Here is a 21,486-nt window from a genome sequence, read left to right as displayed (position 1 = left end):
GTGACGTGCCGCTCGTGACGTGCTGCCCGCAGCGTCACAGGCGGTGGTCCGGGCGCCGCCTGTGGCGCTCAGAGCACCGGCAGGATCGCGGGCATCAGGTCCTGGAAGGTGCGGCCGTTGGCCGGGTTGCCGAGGGCGGTCATCGTCCAGCCCGTGCCCGAGCGGTGCACCTTCGCCATCAACTGCGCCGTGTAGGCGCCGCCGCCGGCCAGCGTGTAGCGGGCGAGCTCCTCGCCGTTGGTCTCGTCGACGAGACGGCAGAACGCGTTCTGCACCTCCTGGAAGGTCTGGCCCGTGAAGGAGTTCACGGTGAAGACGATCTGGTCGATGTGGACCGGGACACGGGACAGGTCGACGAGAATGGCCTCGTCGTCGCCGCCCTGGCCGACGCCGCCGACGAGGTTGTCGCCGGTGTGGCGCACGGAGCCGTCGTCGCTCACCAGGTGGCGGAAGAAGACGACGTCGACCGGCTGCCTGTCCGCGAACAGGACGGCGGAGGCGTCCAGGTCGATCTCCCGGGTACGCGAGCCGAACAGGCCGCGGCGGGGGGCGGCCTGCCAGCCGAGACCCATACGGACCGCAGTCAGGCTGCCGCCGTCGTTCTTCTGCAGACTGATGGCCTGACCCTTGGTCATGTTGACGGTCACGCGCTGATTCCCCTCTCGGACTTCCCCTGTTGCCGCGAAACCGCGGATGTCCAGAACCCTACGCAGGAGCACTGACAGTGACGCACCCCGGTCCGCGCTTTGTGTCGGTCCTGCAACACAGCCCGTACCGGACGGGCACCGTAGCGGAACGCGGCGCCGTCAGGACAGGCCCGCCTCCCGCATCTGCCGCAACTCCTTCTTCATCTCGGACACCTCGTCGCGCAGCCGGGCCGCGATCTCGAACTGCAGGTCGGCGGCTGCGGCCCGCATCCGCGCGGTGAGCTCCTCGATCTGCTCGGCGAGCTCCGCCGCGGGCCGGTCGGTGGGCACCGGACCGGCGCCCTTGGCCCGGCCCTTCGCGCCCTTGGCCGCCCTGGTGCCGAGCGCGGGCACGGGGGCCTTGGCCCCGCCACCGTCCTTCTTGGTCTGGCGGTAGCCGGAGCCCAGCAGCTGCTCGGTGTCGATGTCCTCGCGGGCGATCTGGGAGACGATGTCGTTGATCTTCTTGCGGAGCGGCTGGGGGTCGATGCCCTTCGCCCGGTTGTAGGCGACCTGCTTCTCCCGGCGGCGGTTGGTCTCGTCGATGGCCTTCTCCATCGCCGGGGTGATCCTGTCCGCGTACATGTGGACCTGGCCGGAGACGTTGCGCGCCGCGCGGCCGATGGTCTGGATCAGGGAGGTGCCCGAGCGCAGGAAGCCCTCCTTGTCGGCGTCGAGGATCGCCACCAGGGAGACCTCGGGCAGGTCGAGGCCCTCACGCAGCAGGTTGATGCCGACGAGGACGTCGTACTCGCCGCTGCGCAGCTCCCGGAGCAGCTCGACGCGGCGCAGGGTGTCGACGTCGCTGTGGAGGTAGCGGACCTGGATGCCGAGTTCGAGGAAGTAGTCGGTGAGGTCCTCGGCCATCTTCTTGGTGAGCGTGGTCACCAGGACGCGCTCGTCCTTCTCGACCCGCGAGCGGATCTCGTGCACCAGGTCGTCGATCTGGCCCTCGGTGGGCTTGACCACGACCTCGGGGTCGACCAGGCCGGTGGGGCGGATGATCTGCTCGACGACGCCGTCCGAGCGGGAGAGCTCGTACTGGCCGGGGGTGGCCGACAGGTACACGGCCTGGCCGATGCGCTCCTGGAACTCCTCCCACTTCAGCGGGCGGTTGTCCAGGGCGGAGGGGAGCCGGAAGCCGTGGTCGACGAGGGTGCGCTTGCGGGACGCGTCGCCCTCGTACATGGCGCCGATCTGGGGCACGGTGACGTGCGACTCGTCGATGACCAGGAGGAAGTCGTCGGGGAAGTAGTCCATCAGGGTGTTCGGCGGGGAGCCGGGCAGGCGGCCGTCGAAGTGCATCGAGTAGTTCTCGACGCCGGAGCAGCTGCCGATCTGGCGGAGCATCTCGAGGTCGTAGGTGGTGCGCATCCGCAGACGCTGGGCCTCCAGGAGCTTGCCCTGCTTCTCCAGCTCGGCGAGGCGGCCGGTGAGCTCCTTCTCGATGTCGCCCACGGCCCGCTCCATGCGTTCGGGGCCGGCGACGTAGTGGGAGGCCGGGAAGACGTACAGCTGCCGGTCGTCGCTGATGATCTCGCCGGTGACCGGGTGGAGCGTGGAGAGCGCCTCGATCTCGTCGCCGAACATCTCGATGCGGACGGCGAGCTCCTCGTAGACCGGGAAGATCTCGATGGTGTCGCCGCGGACGCGGAAGGTGCCCCGGGTGAAGGCCAGGTCGTTGCGCGAGTACTGGATGTCCACGAAGCGGCGCAGCAGCTCGTCCCGGTCGAACTCCTCGCCGACGCGGAGCGGCACCATGCGGTCCACGTACTCCTGCGGGGTGCCGAGACCGTAGATGCAGGAGACGGAGGCCACCACGACGACGTCACGGCGGGTGAGCAGCGAGTTGGTCGCGGAGTGGCGCAGCCGCTCGACCTCCTCGTTGATCGAGGAGTCCTTCTCGATGTAGGTGTCCGACTGCGGGACGTACGCCTCGGGCTGGTAGTAGTCGTAGTACGAGACGAAGTACTCGACCGCGTTGTTCGGCAGCAGCTCGCGGAACTCGTTGGCCAGCTGGGCGGCCAGGGTCTTGTTCGGCGCCATGACCAGGGTGGGGCGCTGGAGTTTTTCGATCATCCACGCGGTGGTGGCGGACTTGCCGGTACCGGTCGCGCCCAGGAGGACGACGTCCTTCTCGCCGGCTTCGATGCGCCGGGCGAGATCGGCGATGGCCGTCGGCTGGTCGCCGCTGGGCTGGTAGGGGCTGACGACCTCGAAGGGCGCCACCGTGCGTTCGATCTGGGAAACGGGCCGCATGCCACCCACCGTACGACCCTCCACTGACATCGGTACTCGTGGCGGGTCCCGGTCAGCGGTTCTGCGGGGCGCGGGTGCGGTGCTCGACCGGGCCGCGGGCGCGCAGGCGCAGGCGCGTGGGGTGCGTCGGGGGGGAGTGGTGCCGGGGGTGGGCGGGGATGCCGGGCTTGTGTTCGACGGGCACGGGGCCGGGCCGCCCCGTGACCACCAGCGGGTCGAAGATCACCACGATGCCGGCCAGGACCAGAAGGGCGAGCGGGCCGAGCATCATGGGCGCGAGCAGGGCGGCTGCGGATTCTCCCGCGGTGGGATCGGCCGTCCCGTGGACGTGGATCTCCAGGGCGGCCATGCCGGTGTAGTGCATGCCGGTGACCGCGAGGCCCATGACGAGGCTCGCGCCCACGCTCCACAGGAAACCCCTGGTCTGCGCGGCCGCCCACAGGGCGGCGGTCGCGGCGGCCATGGCGATGGCGACGGACGCGGCGACGGTGGGGGTGTCGTACGCCAGCTGTCCGTCGAGGCTCATGCTGGCCATGCCCAGGTAGTGCATGGAGGCGATGCCGAGGCCGGTGATGGTGCCGCCGGTGAACAGGGCCGTTCCGGTGGCACCCCGGTAGCCGACGATGAAGATCCCGACCCCCACCATGACGACGGCGACGGCGAGGCTGGCGAACGTCATCACACGGTCGTAGTGGATCGGCGTGCCCTCGATCGTGAAACCCATCATCGCGATGAAGTGCATCGTCCATATGCCGGATCCGATGGCCGCCGAGCCCAGGGCGAGCCAGCCGGGGCGCCACGATCCGGCGACGACGAGCGGCCGGGTGGCGCATCTGAGCCCCAGGGCGCCACCGAGGCAGGCCATGAGGAAGGCCACCACCGGTGTGACCAGACCGTAACTGAATCCGTCGACTGTGCTCTGCATGCGCGGCTGCCCTTCCCGCCCTTTGCGTCCCGGAATTCCCGGGTGTGAACCCCCTCCCAGGACCGCGTCGGCGGTCAGGGTTGACGCAGAGAGTATGACCTCACCGGAATGGTTGAACGACCATCGGGCAAAGAAACACGCCCTTGCCCCACTTGTGCGGCACCAGTGTGCGCAGTTGGGCAAGCCTGTTCAATCCGTGGTCATCCTGCGCCCACCCTCGGTCGACTCTCTGCTGTCACAGTTGAGCTGTCCGTGATACCTCGACGCAGGACGGTGATCCGGCCGCCCCGACGTCACCCGCCCGCCCGGCGGTGATCCGCCTGCTCGACGACGACCCGACCGCTCGACGCGAGGAGTACGCATGCACACGCGCACCGTTGTCGCCTCGGCCACCGCACTTCTGGGAGCCGCCTCCCTCCTGCTTCCCCTCTCCCCCGCGCACGGCGCCGGCAGGGGCACGCCCCCCCTGGTCGTCGCCCACCGGGGCGCCTCCGGGTACGCACCTGAAAACACTCTCGCCGCCGTCGACAGGGCGGCCGGGCTCGGTGTCGACTGGGTGGAGAACGACGTCCAGCGCACCAAGGACGGCGAACTCGTCGTCCTGCACGACGACAGTCTGGCGCGCACCACGGACGTCGAGGAGGTCTTCCCCGGCCGGTCGCCCTGGAAGGTGAAGGACTTCACCGCGGCGGAGATCGCCCGGCTCGACGCGGGCAGCTGGTTCGGTCCCGCCTTCGCGGGCACGCGCGTGCCGACGCTGGAGCAGTTCCTCCGAAGGGTCGAGCGGCACGGACAGAAGCTGCTCCTGGAGATCAAGAACCCCAAGCTGTACCCCGGCATCGAGGGCGAGACCCTGAAGGTCCTGAGCAACGAGGGGTGGCTCGACCGCGCGCATCTGGAGAACCGGCTGGTCGTGCAGAGCTTCAGCGCGGACAGCGTGCGGACCGTGCACGAGCTGAAGCCCGGGGTGAGGACCGGCTTCCTCGGTGCGCCTCCCGTGAAGGACCTGCCCGCGTACGCGGACTTCGCCGACCAGATCAACCCCCCGCACGCCTTCCTGTCCATCGGTTACGTCGCCGCCGTCCAGGGCTTCGAGGGACCGCACGGCAAGCCTCTGGAGGTCCTCACCTGGACGGTGGACGGGGCGGCCGCGGCCCGGCGGGTCGCCGGGTTCGGTGTCGACGGGATCATCAGCAACAAGCCGGACGTGGTGCGGGACGCGGTGGGCGGCTGATCCCTCCCCGTCCCTTCCCGGGGTTGTCGGTGACGGGTCGTACGGTGGGGTGCATGGACAGCCACGGACAGTACGGGCAGCAAGTCGTGTGGGCCGTCGTCGGCACCGGCGTCGGCCCTCTGCTGCTGGCCGCGACCCGTGAGGGCCTGGTCGGCGTCGTGTTCCACGCCACGGACGAGGTCCGCGACAGCGCGCTGGAGCGGCTGGCGTCCCGGCTCGGCTGCGAGCCCGCCGAGGAGCCCGGTTCTCCGCTGCTCACCGAGGCGATACGCCAGCTCGAGGCGTACTTCGCGGGTGAGCGGCGCGCCTTCGACCTGCCCCTGGACTGGTCGCTGGTCTCCGGCTTCCACCGGGAGGTCCTGCGCGAGCTGGCCGCCGGCGTGCCGTACGGCACGGTCGTGGGGTACGGCGATCTGGCCGGCCGGGTCGGCCGGCCGGAAGGCGCCCAGGCGGTCGGCGCGGCGATGGGCGCGAACCCTCTGCCGGTGGTCGTGCCCTGTCACCGGGTCGTGGAGAGCGACGGCGGCCTCGGCGGGTTCGGGGGCGGGCTGGAGACCAAGCGCCGGTTGCTCGCCCTGGAGGGCGTGCTGCCGGCGCCCTTGTTCTGAGGGGCGGGCCCGGTCGCGCGGGTCAGCCGTAGTGCCGCGCTTCGAACACGTTTCCGTCGGGGTCGCGGAAGTAGAAACTGCTCCTGGCGAATCCGCGTGCACCGAAGGAGTCGTGCGAGAGGTCCGTCATGGGTACGGACTGTTCCCCGAGGCGGCTGCGGAGGGCGTCGAAGTCGTCCGCGGGCAGGGACAGACAGACGTGGTTGACGGGGTGGCCGGAGGCTTCCGCGGCGCCGGGCAGCATCGTCATGCGTTCCGCCATGGCGAGCGGCATGAGGTCGAGGATGGTCTCCTCGTTGACCCGTACCGAGGGGAAGGGCGCCTCGCCCGCGGAGAAGTCGGCGAGTCTGACCGCTTCCAGGCCGAGCGCCTTCTCGTAGAAGCCGGCGGCCGCGATCGGGTCGCGCACCCAGAGGACGACGTGGTCGAGACGTGCCGTGTTCCCGGTCACGGGTTTCCCGGTCGTGGGTTTCTGCGTCATGGGTTCCAGGCTCCACGAGGTCCGTGGTGGCCCGCAAGGTGTTTGACCGGCCGCCCGGCCCGCCAGGGATGAGGGAGGAGCTGCAGACGGGAGACGGCGCGTGAGCCCTACGGTGTCCGAAGAGGTACGGGAGGCGCTCGCCGCCGGCCGGCCGGTGGTGGCCCTGGAGTCCACGATCATCGCGCACGGGCTGCCCCGGCCGCGCAATCTCCGGGTGGCGCGGGAGCTGGAGGCGGTGGTGCGGCAGGAGGGTGCCGTGCCCGCCACGGTCGCCGTACTGGACGGACGGCCCCGGGTCGGCCTGGACGAGGATCAGTTGGAGCGGGTCGCCCATGAGGACGGCATCCGCAAGCTCGGCCATCGCGACCTGCCGCTCGCGGTGGCGTCCGGGGCGAACGGTGCCACCACGGTGTCGGCCACCGCCCTGCTGGCCGCGCTCGCGGGCGTACGGGTGTTCGCGACCGGCGGGCTCGGTGGCGTGCACCGCGAGTGGACGGCGACCCAGGACGAGTCGGCCGACCTCGGACTGCTGGCACGGACCAGGATCACCGTGGTGTGCGCGGGCGTGAAGTCGATCCTGGACGTACCGGCGACGCTGCAGCGGCTGGAGACCCTGGGGGTCGCGGTCGCCGGGTACGGGACGGACCGCTTTCCCGGCTTCTACCTGTCGGACTCCGGGCACCCCGTGGACTGGCGGCTGGACGCGCCGGAGCAGGTGGCGGAGGTGATGCGGGCGCAGGACGCCCTGGGCGGGCCCGAGTCGGCGCTGGTCGTCGCCAACCCCGTGCCCGAGGAAGAGCAGTTGGACCCCGGGCTGCACGCACGGGTGCTCGACGAGGCGTTGCGCGCGTGCGAGGAGGAGGGCGTCGCCGGTCAGGCGGTCACTCCGTTTCTGCTCGACCACCTGGTACGGCACACCGGCGGCGCGTCCCTCACCGCCAACCTGGCGGCGGTGAGGGGCAACGTACGGCTGGCGGCCCGCATCGCGACGGCCTGGGCCGGGGCGTGAGGCGACGTGACGGCGGCGGTCTTGGGTGACGGGGGCGGCGTTGTCGGGGCGGGCCGTGCGGCGGCGGCCGGCGCCCGATCCGGCACGGGTGCGGGTGCTCCGTCCGGTGCGCTGCTGGTCGTCGGTGACGTCGTCACCGACGTGGTCGCCCGGCACCGGGGGCCGCTCGCCCCGGGTACGGACACCGCTGCGGCGATCCGGACGGTGCCCGGCGGTGCGGGAGCCAATGTGGCCTGCTGGGCGGCGTGCCGGGGCGGCGCGGAGGTGCGGCTGCTCGGACGGGTGGGCGAGGACGCGGCGGCGTGGCACACCCGGGAACTGACCGCCTGCGGGGTGAGTCCCCTGCTGGTGGTCGATCCGCGGGCGCCGACCGGGACCGTGATCTGCCTGGTCGACCAGGACGCGGCGGCCGAGCGGACCTTCCTCACCGACAGCGGCGCCTCGCTGCGGCTCGAACCCGCTGACTGGTCGGACGCGTTGCTGGACGGGGTGGCACGGCTGCACCTGTCGGGCTATCTGCTGTTCGGCGAACCGGGCCGGGCGTTCGTGGCGGTGGCCCTGAGGGCGGCACGCGTGCGCGAAGTGCCGGTGAGCGTGGATCCGGCGTCGGCCGGTTTCCTGGCACGGCTGGGTGCCGACCGGTTCCTGTCCCTGGTCGAGGGTGTGGACATCCTGCTGCCCAGCCGGGACGAGGCGTGCCTGCTCACGGGGTTGCCCGGGGCGGCGGAAGCCGCGGCGCGGCTGAGCCGGCGGGTTCCGCTGGTCGTGTCCAAGCAAGGGTCCGAGGGCGCGCTTCTGGCCCGGGCCGGCCAGGTGTGCGCCCGTGTTCCCGCCGTAGCGGTCACGCCCCTGGACAGCACGGGCGCCGGCGACGCCTTCACGGGCGCGTTCCTCACCGCCCTCATGGCGGGCGCCGACCCGGAACATGCGGCGGCCGAGGGATGCAGGGCGGGTGCGCTGGCCGTGCGTCGGGTGGGAGGCCGCCCGCCGCCACCGGCCTGACGGCCTCGCCCGTCGTCCGTATTCCGTCGTCCGTGGGGCCGTGGTCCCAGGGGCGTGCGTCCCGGGCCGGGACCGTCGGGGCCGTCGCCGGGTGTCACCGGGCCCGGGGTGCCGCGGCGACGGCGGCGGGAGGCAGGCCGGTGCCCTGAGCAGGGCCGGCGGTACGGCTACGGTCGCGCCCCACCACAGGGCACGGCCGCAGGACACGGCACGGCGCAACGGCGCGTGCCACGGCGCGCGTTCAGCCGGACGGGGTCCTGGAGTAGACGTGCTCCGCCCAGGTGGCGATCTGCTCGTCCGGCAGGTGCCGGGCGAGGTCGGCCTCACTGATCATGCCGACCAGACGCTTGTCCTCGATGACGGGGAGCCGGCGGATGCGGTGTGTCTGCATCTCCTGGAGCACCTCGCCGATGTCGGCGTCCGCCGGGATCCAGCGCGGTGTGCCCTTGGCCATCTCCCCCGCGGTGACCCTGGCCGGATCGTGGCCCACGGCGACGCAGCCGACGACGATGTCGCGGTCGGTGAGGATGCCGCACAGGCGCTCGTTCTCGTCGCTGATGGGCAGCGCGCCGACGTTCAGCTCGCGCATCAGCTGGGCGGCGCGGTCGAGCGTCTCGTGGGCGGGGATCCACTGGGCGCCGCGGTGCATGATGTCTCCGGCTGTGGTCATGGGGTACCTCCCGGTGCCGGGCGGCCGGCGCGGCACGGGGCGCACCGCGAGTACCGGCGCCCTTCATTGTCGTCGTGTCACCGGGGTCCCGCACCTTCGCCCGCGCGTCTCAGCCGTGCCATGCCGGGTGGCGGGGGTCGTCGGCGCGTACCAGGACGTCGGCGGTGCCCGCCGGGTCGGTCTCCCGCTCGTAGCGCTCGAAGGCGGGCAGGGTCCAGTGCCCGTCCCCGGGGGTGCGGCGGCGCAGGGCGCCCGGGGAGAGCGAGACGTGGACGCCGAGGTCGAAGGGGAACCGGTGCCTCAGGAGGAGCGGGCCGTGCAGCAGCAGTACACCGCCGGGCGGGAGCGGGACGTAGGGGCTGCGGGTGGCGCGGTCGGTGATGGGGTCCCACAGATCGGGCAGGACCCGTCCGTTCCCGCCGGGTTCGAGAGGCTCGAACACCTCGCGCCGGAGGGCACCGGTGTCGTACCAGCCGTCGTAGTACGACTCCACGTCCTGGTGGCCGTACTCCAGCCGGACCGAGGCGGGGCGCAGGAAGCCCCCTGCGCTCACGACGACGGATGGACGTCCGCGGACGCGCAGGGCCCCGGCGACCCGTTCGGCGAGGTCCCCGGGGCGGGCGGCCGGGGCGCCGTCGAAGGCGACGCGCGGCCGGGTGCCGCCGTCGGCCGTCCTCAGCGTCGCCACACGCTCGGCGAGGAGGTCGCCGAGCCGGTCCCAGGTGATCGCTTCGAATCGCACACCGCCATGATGCGCCGGCCGGCTGGACGCCCGCGTATGGCCCCGCGACGCCCGGCCATGGGCACCACCCCCCGGGTCGGGCTTCACTGGTGGTGACGGTGGCCGCCGGGAGGATTCCCGGCCGGGGACGGGTGGGAGCTGACGACGTGGTGGACGGACCGTACTTCGTGCTGACGGTGCTGGGCGTGCTCGGAACCGGGCTGGTGGCGGGGGTCTTCTGCGCCTTCTCGACGTTCGTGATGAGAGGGCTCGCGGCGCTGCCGCCCGCACGGGGTGTGGCGGCGATGCAGTCGGTGAACACGGCCGCGGTGCGGGCGCCCTTCATGCTGGTCTTCCTCGGCTCGGCGCTGCTGTGCGCGGCGATCGCCGTGGTGGCCCTGGTGACGCGGCCGGACGAGGGCGCGGCCTGGCTGCTGGCCGGCAGCGCCCTGTATCTGTTCGGCGGGTTCGGGGTCACCGCGGTCGCCAACGTGCCGCGCAACAAGACGCTGGCCGGGCTCGATCCCGGCTCCACGGAGGCCGCCGCCCGCTGGAGCGCGTACGTGCGGGGGTGGACACGGTGGAACCATGTGCGCGCGGTCGCCTCGGCGGGTGCCGCGGTGGCGTACGTACTGGCTCTCACCTGACGGTACGGAAGACACGGAGGGCGCGGAAACCACTGTCGGCGGGCCTGCGCGCGGGCATGAGCAGTCGTATCGTGGCCGGGAGGACGCCGGGCTCCGGAGAGCGCCGGGCCCACGGCCCCAGGCCCGGAGCGCGGGTCCGCGGAGACAGGAGACGCCGGGGAGGAGGCCGCCCCGGCCCCGGGTGCGCGTGCCGTCCGGCCGCGAGCGGCACGGCACGCGCGCACGCAGGGAAGAACGCGCACGCAAGGAAGACGGCTGCCATGGCCGATCCCAAGGGGTTCCTGACCACGCCGCGCCAGGACTGGCCGCGCAGGCCCGTCGGGGAACGGGTCCGGGACTGGAACGAGGTCCACGCCCCCGGCGCGCTGCTGCCCATCGTCGGTGCGCAGGCCGACCGCTGCATGGACTGCGGGGTCCCCTTCTGCCACGACGCCTGCCCGCTGGGCAACCTGATCCCCGACTGGAACGACCTGGTGGCGCGCGACGACTGGTGGGCCGCGGCGGAGCGGCTGCACGCGACCAACAACTTCCCCGAGTTCACCGGCAGGCTGTGCCCGGCGCCCTGCGAGGCGGGATGTGTGCTCGCCATCAACCAGCCCGCCGTGACCATCAAGAACGTCGAGTGCGCCATAGCCGACCGGGCCTGGGAGGAGGGTTTCGCCGGACCGGCCCCGCCGGACCGGCTCTCCGGCCGGACGGTCGCCGTGATCGGCTCGGGTCCCACCGGACTGGCCGCGGCCCAGCAGCTGACCCGGGCGGGCCACACGGTGGCCGTGTACGAGCGGGACGACCGGATCGGCGGGCTGATGCGGTACGGCATCCCCGAGTTCAAGATGGAGAAGCGTCATCTGGAGCGGCGCATCGGGCAGATGCGGGCCGAGGGGACGAAGTTCCGTACGTCCACGACGGTCGGGCGCGATGTCGACGCCGTCGGGCTGCGGGCGCGTTACGACGCCGTGGTGATCGCCACCGGGGCGACCGCGTGGCGCGAACTGGCGGTGCCCGGAAGGGAACTGAGCGGCGTTCACCAGGCCATGGAATATCTGCCGCTGGCCAACCGGGTGTGCGAAGGGGACCTGGAGGCCTCCCCGCTGTCCGCCGCGGGCCGGGACGTCGTCATCGTCGGGGGCGGTGACACGGGCTCCGACTGTCTGGGCACGGCCGTGCGGGAGGGGGCCGCGTCCGTGACGCAGCTGGACATCTACGACCGGCCGGGCGACGAGCGCGACGAGGTCACCGAGCCCTGGCCGACGTACCCGAAGCTGTACCGGCCGTCCGCCTCGCACGAGGAGGCCGGTGCGCTGCGGACGGCGCCGGAGGCGGCCGAGGACTCGGACGCACGGCTGTTCGCGGCGTCCACGCTGCGCCTCACCGGCGACGCGGACGGGCGGGTGCGGGCGTTGCACCTGGTCGAGGTGGACGCGGAGCGCCGTCCCCGGCCGGGCACCGAGCGGGTGCTGCCCGCCGGCCTCGTCCTCCTCGCGCTCGGCTTCTTCGGCCCCGACCAGGGGGACGGGCTCGTCGCCGGGCTCGGTCTGGAGCTGGAGCCGCGCGGCACGATCGCGCGCGACGCCGGCTTCGCCACGAACGTGCCGGGCGTGTTCGCGGCCGGGGACGCCGCACGCGGCCAGTCGCTGATCGTGTGGGCGATCGCCGAGGGCCGGGCGGTGGCGGCGGCCGTCGACCGTCACCTGACCGACGGCACCACCCGGCTCCCGGCCCCCATCGGCCCGTACGACCGCCCGATGAGGGCGTGACGCGCACCGGCGGGAAACGCCCGCCCCCGCTCTCGGGGTCCTCGCCCCGCCCGGGCCTACACCTTGCGCCCGACCGCCCCGTACCCCGGGATCACCCCGTCGTCCTGGCCGGGGACGGGCTCGCCCAGTTCGGGGTGCCACAGCTGGGGCACCTGGACGCCGGGGTCGACCAGCTCGAGGCCGCCGAAGAGGCGGGTGAACTCCTCGCGGGAGCGCAGGGACAGGTTGACGCCCGCGGCCTTGAGCTTCTCGGTGGCCGCCTTCGACTCCTCGGGGGTGAAGTCGGACGTCGCATGGGAGATCACGAGGTGGCTGCCGGAGGGAAGGTCGGCGAGCAGCCGGCCGACCAGCTCGTGTGCGCCGTCCTCGTCCGGGATGAAGTGCAGCAGCGCGATGAGGGAGACCGCGACCGGCCGGTCGAAGTCGAGGATCTTCCGCGCGCCCTCCAGGATGCTCTCCGGATCCCGCACATCGGCCTGGAGGTACTCGGTCACCCCCTCGTCGGTGCCGCGCAGCAGCGCGCCGGCGTGGGCCAGCACGATCGGGTCGTTGTCGCAGTAGACGACGCGCGCGTCGGGTGCGACCTCCTGGGCGATCTGGTGGAGGTTGGGCTCGGTGGGGATGCCGGTGCCGATGTCGAGGAACTGGCGTACGCCCTGGCCGACGAGCCAGCGCGTGGCGCGCTGCATGAAGGCGCGGTTCACCCGCGCCATCACGGGCACCCTCGGGTCGAGGGCGAGCATCTGCCGGCCCATGGCCTCGTCGACGGGGTAGTTGTCCTTGCCTCCGAGGTACCAGTCGTACATCCGCGCGGTGTGCGGCTTGCTCGTGTCGATCTCGACGGGGTGCTGCTGCCCGCTCATGACGAACTCCGTAAGTGTCTGCAACTGTTAGTGATCAATTTCAGTGCCAAGCAGGGGGGTGAGCGGAGCGGGGGGGAGGGGGCCGAAGGGGGGAACAAGCAACGTTGGGTGGACGTCGGCAAGCAACGGTAGAGCGGTCGACGAAGGTCAGGACAGCAGGAAATCCGCCTCTCCCGCTTTGGCTCCTTCGATGAAGGCCGTCATCTCGGCCGAGGTGTAGATGAGCGCCGGTCCGTCCGGGTCGGTGGACTGCCGGACGGCGATCCGGCCGTCGTCGAGCTTCATCGCCTCCAGGCAGTTGCCGCCGTTGCCACCGCTCCACGGCTTGTGCCAGCCCTCGCTGCCCAGCTCCCGCGCGGGCATGCCGTTGTAGATCATCCCGGTGCGGACCCGTGGTGGGGGCACCGGCAGGGGGGACAAGGACAGGGACAGGGGTTTGATGTGATTCATTCACAGCTCCTTGCGGAGATCCCTGAGGATCGCCTTCGTGCGATGTGCTGTGGCGGCCTGCGCCGCCATGCGGTCCATGACCTCGAGGTGGGTCGCCACCTCGGAGCGCGCGTCCAGGTAGACGGCGCCGGTCAGGTACTCGCTGTAGACCATGTCCGGCAGTTCGGGCATGGCGAACCGGAACAGCACGAACGGCCCGTACGTGCCGGGGTGCGGCCCGCTGGCGAACGGGGCGACCTGCAGCGTGACGTTGGGCAGCTTCGTGGCCTCGATGAGTCTGTCGATCTGGGCACGCATCACCTCCGGGCCGCCGACCGGGCGGCGCAGCGCCGTCTCGTCCATCACGACCCACAGCCGGGGTGCGTCGTCACGGGTGAGCAGATCCTGCCGTTGCATGCGCAGGGCGACGTGACCCTCGATGTCCTCGGGCCTGGTCTGCCCGATGGCACCCGAGCGCAGCACGCCACGCGCATAGTCCTCGGTCTGCAGCAGTCCGGGGACGAAGTGGGGCTCGTAGCTGCGGATGAGCGTAGCCGCGCCCTCCAGGCTCACGTACATCGAGAACCAGCCGGGCAGGATCTCGTGGAAGCGCTGCCACCAGCCGGGCCGGTTGGCGTCCTCCGCCAGCTGTACGAAGGCGTCGGCCTCCTCGTCGGAGACCCCGTAGGCCTTCAGCAGGAGCTGGAGGTACGGGATCTTGAGCGCGACCTCGGCCATCTCCATGCGCCGGACCGTGGCGGGGGCGACGCGCAGGAGACGTGCGGCCTCCTCGCGCTTGAGGCCGGCGCTTTCCCGCAGATCCAGCAGTCGCCGGCCGAGGACGACCTGGCCGACCGTCGGCGCGGACCGCGGTTCGCTCACGCTCCACCTCCCCGAAAAGGTTTCCTGACGTTCCCGGCGTTGCCGACACCGGCAGCACCGACAGCCCCCACAGCTCTGCGGCGCCAATCCGAGAGCCGTCCGAAGATTCGCTCAAGCCCCTTGGCTCGAACACTTCTTCGATGACCTCAACTGGCGCCGCGTGGAGTGCTGTTGCGAGCAGTGTGCCACGGCCGTCCAGACCGTCACACAGCACTCTGGATTTTTCAGAGTGACACTTGCCAAGTGTGCACGACGGGGCGATAGTGGCAAGCGTGATTCCGTCCGTGCCCTTAGGAACAGACGCCGCTGCGCGCCCCTTCGGTCCCGGCCCCGCCCAGGGAGCCGCCGACCCCGCAGGGGCTGCCGCCCAGCGCCGGTTCCGCTTCGAACTGGCCGCCCATCCGGGTTCTCCCGCGCAGGCCAGACGCCTGACGAGGGCCCGGCTGACCGGTTGGTCGGTCTGCGAGGACACCTGCGACACAGCGGCTCTGGTCGTCTCCGAACTCGTCACCAACGCCATCGTGCACACGGCGAGCAGCCACATAGTCTGCGAGCTGCACGACGGCGACGAACTGGTGCGCATAGCCGTGCGCGACGAAGGCTGCGCGCCCGGCCGGCCCCGTGCGAACACCCGGCAGCAGCCGGAGGAGGAGCACGGGAGGGGGCTGCTTCTCGTCGACGCCATGTGTCACGCCTGGGGCGCCCACGAGCACGGTCCCGGCCTGCTGGTCTGGGCCGAGCTGCCCCGCAAGGCCGACACGCCGCGCCCGCCCGACGGACCGCACAACGACCTCGGCTGGGGCGAGCGCCCCAAGCCGGGACCGGCCGACGGCCGGGACGACGTCGAGGTGCCCGAGCAGCGGCACCGCCCCACAGCGGATCCGACGGTCCCGCGCACGCCTCCTCGTCAGCACACGGCCCCGCGCCGGTACCGCCGGGACGGGGGGTGGGTGTGACGGGCTCTCGGACCCTGAGCCTGAACACGCTGGTCCGGCTCCGGCGCGGGCTGCTCGCCGCGCCCGCACCGCCCCGGCGCCTGCCCGTCCCCGACGGGATGACGGCCCCGATGGGCTGCGACGCGGTGGCGGTGCCGGCCCGTTTCGGGCCGCTGGTCATGCCCCGGCTGCCACGGGTGGGGTGTGTGTACGCCGATGAGGCGCACTGGTGGTGGCTGGTTCCGTCCGATTCGGACTACGCGCTGGAGTGGCCCGCCCCCGCGCGGTACGACACGGGGGCCGTCGTACCGGACGCCCCGGACCTCCCCGGTCTGATCCACCGCCCGGACGGGACGCTTCCGTACACTCCGCCGATACCGCTCTACCTGGCGGTGTGCCGCCTGACGGACGCGACCCCGAGCTGGTCCCGCCCGGTCACCGCATAGGGCCCCCGCGCCTCACGCGACCACGTCGCCGCTGCCGTCGCCGCCGCGGACGATCACCAGGAACGTGTCGGTCGCGAGGTCCATGACCACCTCGGCGGGCAGGCCCTCCATGCGTCGTGCCCGCGCGAACTCCTCCGCGGGCCAGGACCCGCGCGGTCCGCCCGCGGGAAAGCGTTCAAGCACCGTTCGCCCGTTCACCGGCAGCCTCTCGTCCAGCGTCGTACTCGTAGAGTTAAACGCCGGCGAGGGGTGATCGCCTCGCTCGGAGACCGTACTGAGACGTAGTTGAAACGCGTTCACCGTCGGGGGCGGGCCGGCTCTCCGGTCTCCCGAACATCCAGTCGCTTTCCGCACGTGAACCCCTACGCGTCGTATTCGTCCCGTGCCGTGCGAGGGTGCCCGGCTCACCTGGCGACGGGCACCTCCGGCAGCCGGACTCCCACCCGCTCGCGGCACGCCGCCAGCTCCGTCCGGAGTTCGGCGAGCCGCTCGGTGTGACGGGGGTCGAGCCGGCCCGTGTCGTCGAGGTGGACGGCGCAGGCGGTGGTGGTGTCGACGAGTTCCTCGAGGAGGGCGGCGAACTCGTCCGTGCCGCGGGAGTGCCGGGCGAGCGCGGGCAGCTCGGCGGCGGCCAGGGCGATGGCGCTGCGGGCCTCGGCGAGGGTGCGGTAGGCCTCGCGGCGCAGGACCCAGCGGGCGGCGCGGTCGTCGGACGTGTCGAGGACGTGGGCCAGGTAGGTGTGGGCGGCGCCGTCCGCTTCGGTGAGCCGGGCCCGGATGCCGTGGCCGCGCTGCCCCGGCATCGGGAGATGGCCGGCGACGAGCACGATGGCGCAGGCGAGCAGTGTCTCGCCGATCCGCGCGACGGAGGCCTCCGGTTCGCCGCCCACCATCACCAGGGCGAGCACGAGCACGGTGACGACGGTGGTCTGCGCGGCGAAGTGCCGCGCGGCGACGGGGATGAGCGCCCCGCTGACCGCCACCAGGGCGATGAGCCCTTCCGGCCGGGGCAGCACGACGGCGAACCCGGCGAAGAGGAGCGCCCCGAGCACGGTTCCGGCGGCGCGGTTCAGCACCCGGGAGGCGAGGGGCCCGAGGTCCGGCTTGACGAGGAAGACGGCGGTGGCGGGCAGCCAGTACCAGTGCTCGTGCTGCCCGTACCAGCGGGAGTGGTACAGGGCCTGGGCGACGGCGACGCTCACGCCGAAGCAGAGGGCGACCCGCATGCCGTACTCCCGTCCCCGGGCGCCGAGGACGGTACGGGTGAGGGCGGCGCGGGACCGGCGGCGCGTGTGCAGGTCACCGCCCTCGGCCCGGTCGAAGGCCACGGCGGCGCGCAGGAGGGCGTCGTCGAGGGCGCGCAGCGCGGGGACGGACCGGGAGGGCGCGGGCAGCGCCCCGGTGGGGGCGCCGCCGCGTACGGCGACGGCGAGCCGCCGGGGTCCTTCGGACGCACGGGCCGGTACGGCCTCCCCCGCCCAGGCCAGCGCGGTCGCGGCCTCGGCCAGTGGCAGCGCGGCGGCGTACTGCGCGTGCAGTCGCCGTTCGGCCGTGGAACTGGCGTACCGCCGCAGCCGGGGTCCGGCGAGCGCGTCCTGGGCCTGGTCGAGGGCGGCGGTGAGTGCGGCCCGCCGGGCCGTGGCGGTGTCCGAACCGGTGGCGTCGAGCAGCGCGGCGACGGCCTCGTACGCACCGGCCACGGCATGCCGCTCCCCGTCGAACCGGAAGCCGAACCGGGAGTCCCCCGTCAGAGAACCCGGCGTGGGCAGCACCAGCCGCAGCAGGAGCAGCCAGCCGGCTCCGGCGAGGTAGGCGAGCGCCCGCTGCCAGCCGCTCTCCGGCAACGGCATCCCGGCGCCGACCGCGACACCGACGAGCAACTGCGTGCCGACGGCGGAACCGACCGGCCCGAGGGCACTGATCCCGCCGGCGACCAGGCCGAGCCCGGCCATCAGCAGCGTCAGCAGGACGGCCGGGGTGTGGTCCCCCGCATACGTCCCCACGGCCAGCCCGGCCGCCCCCGCCAGCGCGGGCACCCCGATCCGCCCGACCGAGGCCCGCCGGCTCCCGGGCCGGTCGTTGACCCCGGCGAGCATGGCGCCGATGGCCGCGGCGACTCCGGCGGTGGGCTGCCCGGCAAGCACCGCGACGAGCAGCACCGGTCCGGCCGACAGCGCCCCACGCGTGACCGCGCTCCACGGGACCGGGCCGCGCTGGGCCCGCAGGGCATGGGCGATCCACGGAGGTACGGCGGGCGCGGTGCGGGACACGGGGCTCCAGTCGTCACGTCGGGGGCGGGGGCGGGCTCGCGGGCGACGGTGACCGGGCGGGGGACGCGTTGTCCACGGTAAGCGGAGCGGGGGGAGGGAGGCGAACACGCGCGTTTCCGGGATGTGACGATGCGGACCGAGTCGGGGTTCCTCCCTGGAAGCCCGGCAACCTTTCCGCCGGCTGTGACCACTGCCGGGTCAAGAGCGCGTGTCCTCCCGAACCACATAAGGATCATCCGTGGCATCCCCCTCCCATCGCCGCCGTCCCCGCCGCAAGGGGCGCGGCGCCCTGGTGCCGGCCGTCGCCGTGGCCACCGCCGGGCTCCTCGTATCACTGGCCGTCGCCCTCACTCCCGGCGGCGGGTCCGACACCGGGCGGGCCACGGCCACGTCCGCCACCGGCGTCGACGCCGACGCCCGGCCGGGCGTCCCGCCCACGGCGACCGGGCGGACACCGGAGGCGAAGCCGTCCACGGCGTCCCCGGCCCCGAAGGCCTCCGCGACGACCACGGCGGCCGAGCCGTCGCGCGGGAGCACTCCCGCGGCCACCCCGCGCCCGGCTCCCGGCGGGGCGCCGCCGGCGGGGCGGATCAGGCCCGGGGCCACCTACAGCGGAGTCGCCACCCACTACGACGCCGGGGACGGTGACGGCGCCTGCCTGTACGGTCCGAGCCCCGACCGCATGACCGCGGCGATGAACACCGCCGACTACGGGACGTCCCGGGCGTGCGGGGCGTACGTCCTGGTCCGCGCGGCCGGCGGCGCCTCCGTGACGGTCCGGATCACCAACGAGTGCCCCTCGCCCTGCGCTCCCGGGCAGCTCGACCTGAGCAGGGAGGCCTTCGCCGAGCTCGCCGGTCTCTCCGCCGGGCAGATCCCGGTCACCTGGAGCCTGCTCAGCCCCGGCACGTCCGACACCGTCTCGATCCGCTACAAGACCGGTTCCAGCAGCCACTGGTGCGGCATCCAGGCGATCGGCCACCGCAACCCGCTGGCCCGGCTGGAGGTCGGCACCGGCTCCGGATGGCGCCCGCTGACCCGTACCGAGTACAACTACTTCCTCTCCCCCGACGGCACCGGATGCGGCGGTGCCCTGAGACTCACCGACATCTACGGGGAGCAGCTGACCGTCGACGGCATCGCCGTGCGGCCAAACGCCGTACAGCCGACGCGTGTCCAGTTCGCCCGGCACTGACGCGGTACCGTCCACCCGCGGTACCGGCGGGCCGCGGTACCGCGGGTGGACGGTACCGGCGGGCCGCAAGGTCCGTTCGCGGACGGCCGTCAGGTGACCCTGACCCAGTCCAGGGTGCGTTCCACGGCCCGTTTCCAGTCCTGGTATCCGTCCTGGCGCCGCTCCTCGCTCCATTCCGGGTTCCAGCGCTTCGACTCCTGCCAGTGGGAGCGCAGTTCGTCGGTGTCGCGCCAGAAGCCGACCGCGAGTCCGGCGGCGTAGGCGGCGCCCAGCGCGGTGGTCTCGGCGACCACGGGACGGCTGACCGGCACTCCCAGCACGTCGGCCTGGATCTGCATGCACAGGTCGTTCGCGGTCACACCGCCGTCGACCTTGAGCACGTCCAGGTGCACGCCCGAGTCCTGTTCCATGGCCTCGACCACGTCGCGGCTCTGGTAGCAGATGGCCTCCAGCGTGGCCCGGGCGATGTGCGCACCGGTGTTGTAGCGGGCCATGCCCACCATGGCGCCGCGGGCGTCGGAGCGCCAGTACGGGGCGAAGAGGCCGGAGAACGCCGGTACGAAGAACATCCCGCCGTTGTCCTCCACCGAACGCGCCAGCTGCTCGCTCTCCGCGGCACTCGTGATGATCTTCAGCTGGTCGCGCAGCCACTGCACGGCGGCGCCGGTGACGGCGATGGAGCCCTCCAGCGCGTAGACCGCGGGGCTGCCCGCGAACTGGTACGCCACCGTCGTCAGCAGCCCGTGACTGGAGCGCACCAGTTCCGTGCCGGTGTTGAGCACCAGGAAGTTGCCGGTGCCGTAGGTGTTCTTGGCCTCGCCGGGAGAGAAGCAGACCTGGCCGACCGTCGCCGCGTGCTGGTCGCCGAGTACTCCGGTGATCGGGACGGCGGCGCCCAGCGGCCGGGAGGTACGGGCCTCGCCGTACGCCTCGGGATCGGACGAGGGGTGGATGGTCGGCAGCATCGAGCGGGGGATGCCGAAGATGTCCAGCAGTTCGTCGTCCCAGTCCAGGGTCTCCAGGTTCATCAGCATGGTCCGGCTGGCGTTGGTCACGTCGGTGGAGTGCACACCGCCGCCCGGGCCGCCGGTGAGGTTCCACAGCACCCAGGCGTCCGTGTTGCCGAACAGCGCGTGGCCCGCCTCGGCGGCCTCGCGCAGCCCGTCCACGTTCTCCAGCAGCCACTTGATCTTGCCGCCGGAGAAGTAGGTGGCCGGCGGCAGCCCGGCCTTGTGACGGATGACGTCGCCGTGGCCGTCGCGTTCGAGGGCGGCGGCGATGCTGTCGGTGCGGGTGTCCTGCCAGACGATGGCGTTGTAGTACGGACGGCCGGTGCGCGGGTCCCAGACCACGGTCGTCTCGCGCTGGTTGGTGATGCCGATGGCCCGCAGATCGGCGGCTGTCAGTCCTCCGGCACGGAGGCCGTTCTGGATCACCGTGTTGGTGCGTTCCCAGATCTCCACCGGGTCGTGTTCGACCCACCCCGACCGCGGCAGGATCTGGCTGTGCTCGAGCTGGTGCCTCGCCACCTCGTTCCCGGCGTGATCGAAGATCATGAAGCGCGTACTGGTGGTCCCCTGGTCCACCGCGCCGACGAATTCGGGCATCGTTGCCGCCTCCTGGTGTGCCTAGGGTTCTTCGGTGGCCGGGCCTTCTTCGCCCATCCCCGCCCGGGCCTTGAGCACCGGCTTGATGAGCAGGTCGTACACGGCCATCCCGAGGACTCCGCCGATGAGCGGGCCGACGATGGGGATCCACCAGTAGCCGCTGAACCATTGGAACGACCCGGGCAGGGCGATCGAGCCCCAGCCTTCGAAATAGGTGAACAGCCGGGGGCCGAAGTCCCGTGCGGGATTGATCGCGTATCCGGCGTTGGTGCCGAACGTCAGACCGATGACGGTGACCACCAGGCCGATGAGGAACGGGTGGAGATTCGCCATCGGAGCCGTGTTGCGCATGTCGATGAGCGCACAGATCAGAAGAAGCAGAATTCCGGTGCCCACGATCTGGTCGAGCAGGGGCCCCCACCATGAATTCCCGAAGTATTCGGCGGGGAATGTGGCGAAGATCGAGTAGGTCGCCAGTGATTCGTCCCGCGGGACGCCCGCCTCGGTTTCGGCCGCGTCGATCGCCCACCTGTAACAGGCGTAGACGAGCGCGGCGGCCACGAAGGCGCCCACGACCTGCGCCAGCCAGTAGGGCAGGACCTTCCGCCAGGGGAAGTCCCGTCGCACGGCGAAGGCCAGGGTCACCGCGGGATTGATGTGGGCGCCGCTGATACCGCCGGCCACATACACGCCGAACACCACGGCGAGGCCCCAGCCCCATGCGATGATGAGCCAGTTGTCGGCCCCGAATTCCACCGCCTGCCGACCCGATCCGGGAAGTCCGACGACGGCCACGGCCACCGAGCCGACACCCAGGAGAATTAGGACGAATGTTCCCAGGAATTCGGCGATCATCTCAC

General features: G+C 72.3%; 22 protein-coding genes. 9 read left to right on the top strand and 13 right to left on the bottom strand.

All coding sequences use genetic code 11. The features are described from left to right. Positions 1-68: 68 nt before the first annotated feature. From ORI94_RS03340 to ORI94_RS03330, 3 genes are all read right to left on the bottom strand, one after another. The gene (locus ORI94_RS03340; protein ID WP_266072209.1) at positions 69-647 is read right to left on the bottom strand and encodes a TerD family protein; all 579 of its coding nucleotides are present in this window, start codon (positions 645-647) and stop codon (positions 69-71) included. A gap of 159 nt (positions 648-806) precedes the next feature. Beyond that, the gene (uvrB, locus tag ORI94_RS03335; protein WP_266072207.1) at positions 807-2,945 is read right to left on the bottom strand and encodes an excinuclease ABC subunit UvrB; all 2,139 of its coding nucleotides are present in this window, start codon (positions 2,943-2,945) and stop codon (positions 807-809) included. Positions 2,946-2,997: 52 nt separating this feature from the next. Next, the gene (locus ORI94_RS03330; protein ID WP_266072205.1) at positions 2,998-3,870 is read right to left on the bottom strand and encodes an MHYT domain-containing protein; all 873 of its coding nucleotides are present in this window, start codon (positions 3,868-3,870) and stop codon (positions 2,998-3,000) included. 361 nt (positions 3,871-4,231) lie between these two features. Here ORI94_RS03330 and ORI94_RS03325 point away from each other — a divergent pair, with 361 nt between their 5' ends. Further along, the gene (locus tag ORI94_RS03325) at positions 4,232-5,104 is read left to right on the top strand and encodes a glycerophosphodiester phosphodiesterase (RefSeq protein WP_266072203.1); all 873 of its coding nucleotides are present in this window, start codon (positions 4,232-4,234) and stop codon (positions 5,102-5,104) included. A gap of 53 nt (positions 5,105-5,157) precedes the next feature. Further along, positions 5,158-5,712, top strand: coding sequence for a methylated-DNA--[protein]-cysteine S-methyltransferase (locus tag ORI94_RS03320; protein ID WP_266072201.1), 555 nt, complete (start codon positions 5,158-5,160; stop codon positions 5,710-5,712). 22 nt (positions 5,713-5,734) lie between these two features. On the opposite strand, the gene ORI94_RS03315 is transcribed toward ORI94_RS03320, so the two are convergent. After that, positions 5,735-6,163 (bottom strand): VOC family protein, encoded by a 429-nt coding sequence (locus ORI94_RS03315; protein WP_266072545.1) that lies wholly within the window; start codon positions 6,161-6,163, stop codon positions 5,735-5,737. A 130-nt stretch (positions 6,164-6,293) separates the two neighbouring features. Between ORI94_RS03315 and ORI94_RS03310 the strand changes: the two genes are divergently transcribed. Then, on the top strand, positions 6,294-7,202 hold the full coding sequence (locus tag ORI94_RS03310) for a pseudouridine-5'-phosphate glycosidase (protein ID WP_266072199.1): 909 nt from the start codon (positions 6,294-6,296) through the stop codon (positions 7,200-7,202). 111 nt (positions 7,203-7,313) lie between these two features. After that, a complete protein-coding gene (locus ORI94_RS03305) occupies positions 7,314-8,204 on the top strand; it encodes a carbohydrate kinase family protein (RefSeq protein ID WP_266072543.1) in 891 nt (296 codons plus the stop codon). Positions 8,205-8,445: 241 nt separating this feature from the next. Here ORI94_RS03305 and ORI94_RS03300 read toward each other — a convergent pair whose 3' ends face one another. Together ORI94_RS03300 and ORI94_RS03295 are read right to left on the bottom strand one after the other, a co-directional pair. Continuing rightward, complete coding sequence (locus tag ORI94_RS03300) at positions 8,446-8,874, bottom strand: CBS domain-containing protein (protein ID WP_266072197.1); 429 nt, start codon at positions 8,872-8,874, stop codon at positions 8,446-8,448. Between the two features lie 109 nt (positions 8,875-8,983). Then, positions 8,984-9,616: a uridine kinase gene (locus ORI94_RS03295; protein WP_266072195.1), complete on the bottom strand. Its 633-nt coding sequence runs from the start codon at positions 9,614-9,616 to the stop codon at positions 8,984-8,986. A 146-nt stretch (positions 9,617-9,762) separates the two neighbouring features. On the opposite strand from ORI94_RS03295, the gene ORI94_RS03290 reads away from it, so the two are divergent. Together ORI94_RS03290 and ORI94_RS03285 are read left to right on the top strand one after the other, a co-directional pair. Continuing rightward, positions 9,763-10,242 (top strand): DUF1772 domain-containing protein, encoded by a 480-nt coding sequence (locus ORI94_RS03290; protein WP_266072193.1) that lies wholly within the window; start codon positions 9,763-9,765, stop codon positions 10,240-10,242. 260 nt (positions 10,243-10,502) lie between these two features. After that, on the top strand, positions 10,503-11,999 hold the full coding sequence (locus ORI94_RS03285; RefSeq protein ID WP_266072190.1) for a glutamate synthase subunit beta: 1,497 nt from the start codon (positions 10,503-10,505) through the stop codon (positions 11,997-11,999). A 56-nt stretch (positions 12,000-12,055) separates the two neighbouring features. Here the strand turns inward: ORI94_RS03285 and ORI94_RS03280 are convergent, their stop codons facing one another. From ORI94_RS03280 to ORI94_RS03270, 3 genes are all read right to left on the bottom strand, one after another. After that, entirely contained in the window at positions 12,056-12,862 is an 807-nt protein-coding gene (locus tag ORI94_RS03280; RefSeq protein ID WP_266072187.1) for an SAM-dependent methyltransferase, read from the bottom strand. Between the two features lie 147 nt (positions 12,863-13,009). Then, the gene (locus ORI94_RS03275; protein WP_107068400.1) at positions 13,010-13,240 is read right to left on the bottom strand and encodes a DUF397 domain-containing protein; all 231 of its coding nucleotides are present in this window, start codon (positions 13,238-13,240) and stop codon (positions 13,010-13,012) included. 72 nt (positions 13,241-13,312) lie between these two features. Further along, positions 13,313-14,173 carry a helix-turn-helix domain-containing protein gene (locus ORI94_RS03270; protein ID WP_266072185.1) on the bottom strand — a complete coding sequence of 287 codons (861 nt, stop codon included), beginning with the start codon at positions 14,171-14,173 and terminating at the stop codon, positions 13,313-13,315. A 263-nt stretch (positions 14,174-14,436) separates the two neighbouring features. Here ORI94_RS03270 and ORI94_RS03265 point away from each other — a divergent pair, with 263 nt between their 5' ends. Together ORI94_RS03265 and ORI94_RS03260 are read left to right on the top strand one after the other, a co-directional pair. After that, positions 14,437-15,129: an ATP-binding protein gene (locus tag ORI94_RS03265; RefSeq protein ID WP_416237761.1), complete on the top strand. Its 693-nt coding sequence runs from the start codon at positions 14,437-14,439 to the stop codon at positions 15,127-15,129. Continuing rightward, positions 15,126-15,554: a hypothetical protein gene (locus ORI94_RS03260; protein ID WP_416237760.1), complete on the top strand. Its 429-nt coding sequence runs from the start codon at positions 15,126-15,128 to the stop codon at positions 15,552-15,554. The genes ORI94_RS03265 and ORI94_RS03260 overlap by 4 nt, the downstream gene beginning before the upstream one ends. Positions 15,555-15,566: 12 nt before the next feature. Here the strand turns inward: ORI94_RS03260 and ORI94_RS03255 are convergent, their stop codons facing one another. Continuing rightward, positions 15,567-15,752: a hypothetical protein gene (locus ORI94_RS03255; RefSeq protein ID WP_042166138.1), complete on the bottom strand. Its 186-nt coding sequence runs from the start codon at positions 15,750-15,752 to the stop codon at positions 15,567-15,569. 206 nt (positions 15,753-15,958) lie between these two features. After that, on the bottom strand, positions 15,959-17,824 hold the full coding sequence (locus ORI94_RS03250) for an FUSC family protein (protein ID WP_266072177.1): 1,866 nt from the start codon (positions 17,822-17,824) through the stop codon (positions 15,959-15,961). A gap of 238 nt (positions 17,825-18,062) precedes the next feature. On the opposite strand from ORI94_RS03250, the gene ORI94_RS03245 reads away from it, so the two are divergent. After that, positions 18,063-19,019, top strand: a complete 957-nt coding sequence (locus ORI94_RS03245; RefSeq protein ID WP_266072175.1) for an expansin EXLX1 family cellulose-binding protein — start codon at positions 18,063-18,065, stop codon at positions 19,017-19,019. An 89-nt stretch (positions 19,020-19,108) separates the two neighbouring features. On the opposite strand, the gene glpK is transcribed toward ORI94_RS03245, so the two are convergent. Continuing rightward, positions 19,109-20,626, bottom strand: coding sequence for a glycerol kinase GlpK (gene glpK, locus ORI94_RS03240; protein ID WP_266072174.1), 1,518 nt, complete (start codon positions 20,624-20,626; stop codon positions 19,109-19,111). A gap of 21 nt (positions 20,627-20,647) precedes the next feature. Next, a complete protein-coding gene (locus ORI94_RS03235; protein WP_266072539.1) occupies positions 20,648-21,481 on the bottom strand; it encodes an MIP/aquaporin family protein in 834 nt (277 codons plus the stop codon). Positions 21,482-21,486: the final 5 nt, after the last annotated feature.

Origin of the sequence: Streptomyces sp. NEAU-W12 (assembly GCF_026242095.1) — a bacterium.
In the GTDB taxonomy this organism is placed as follows: Bacteria; Actinomycetota; Actinomycetes; order Streptomycetales; family Streptomycetaceae; genus Streptomyces.
The sequence above is the reverse complement of the archived record's forward strand: the minus strand, read 5'-3'. Positions and strand labels throughout refer to the sequence as shown.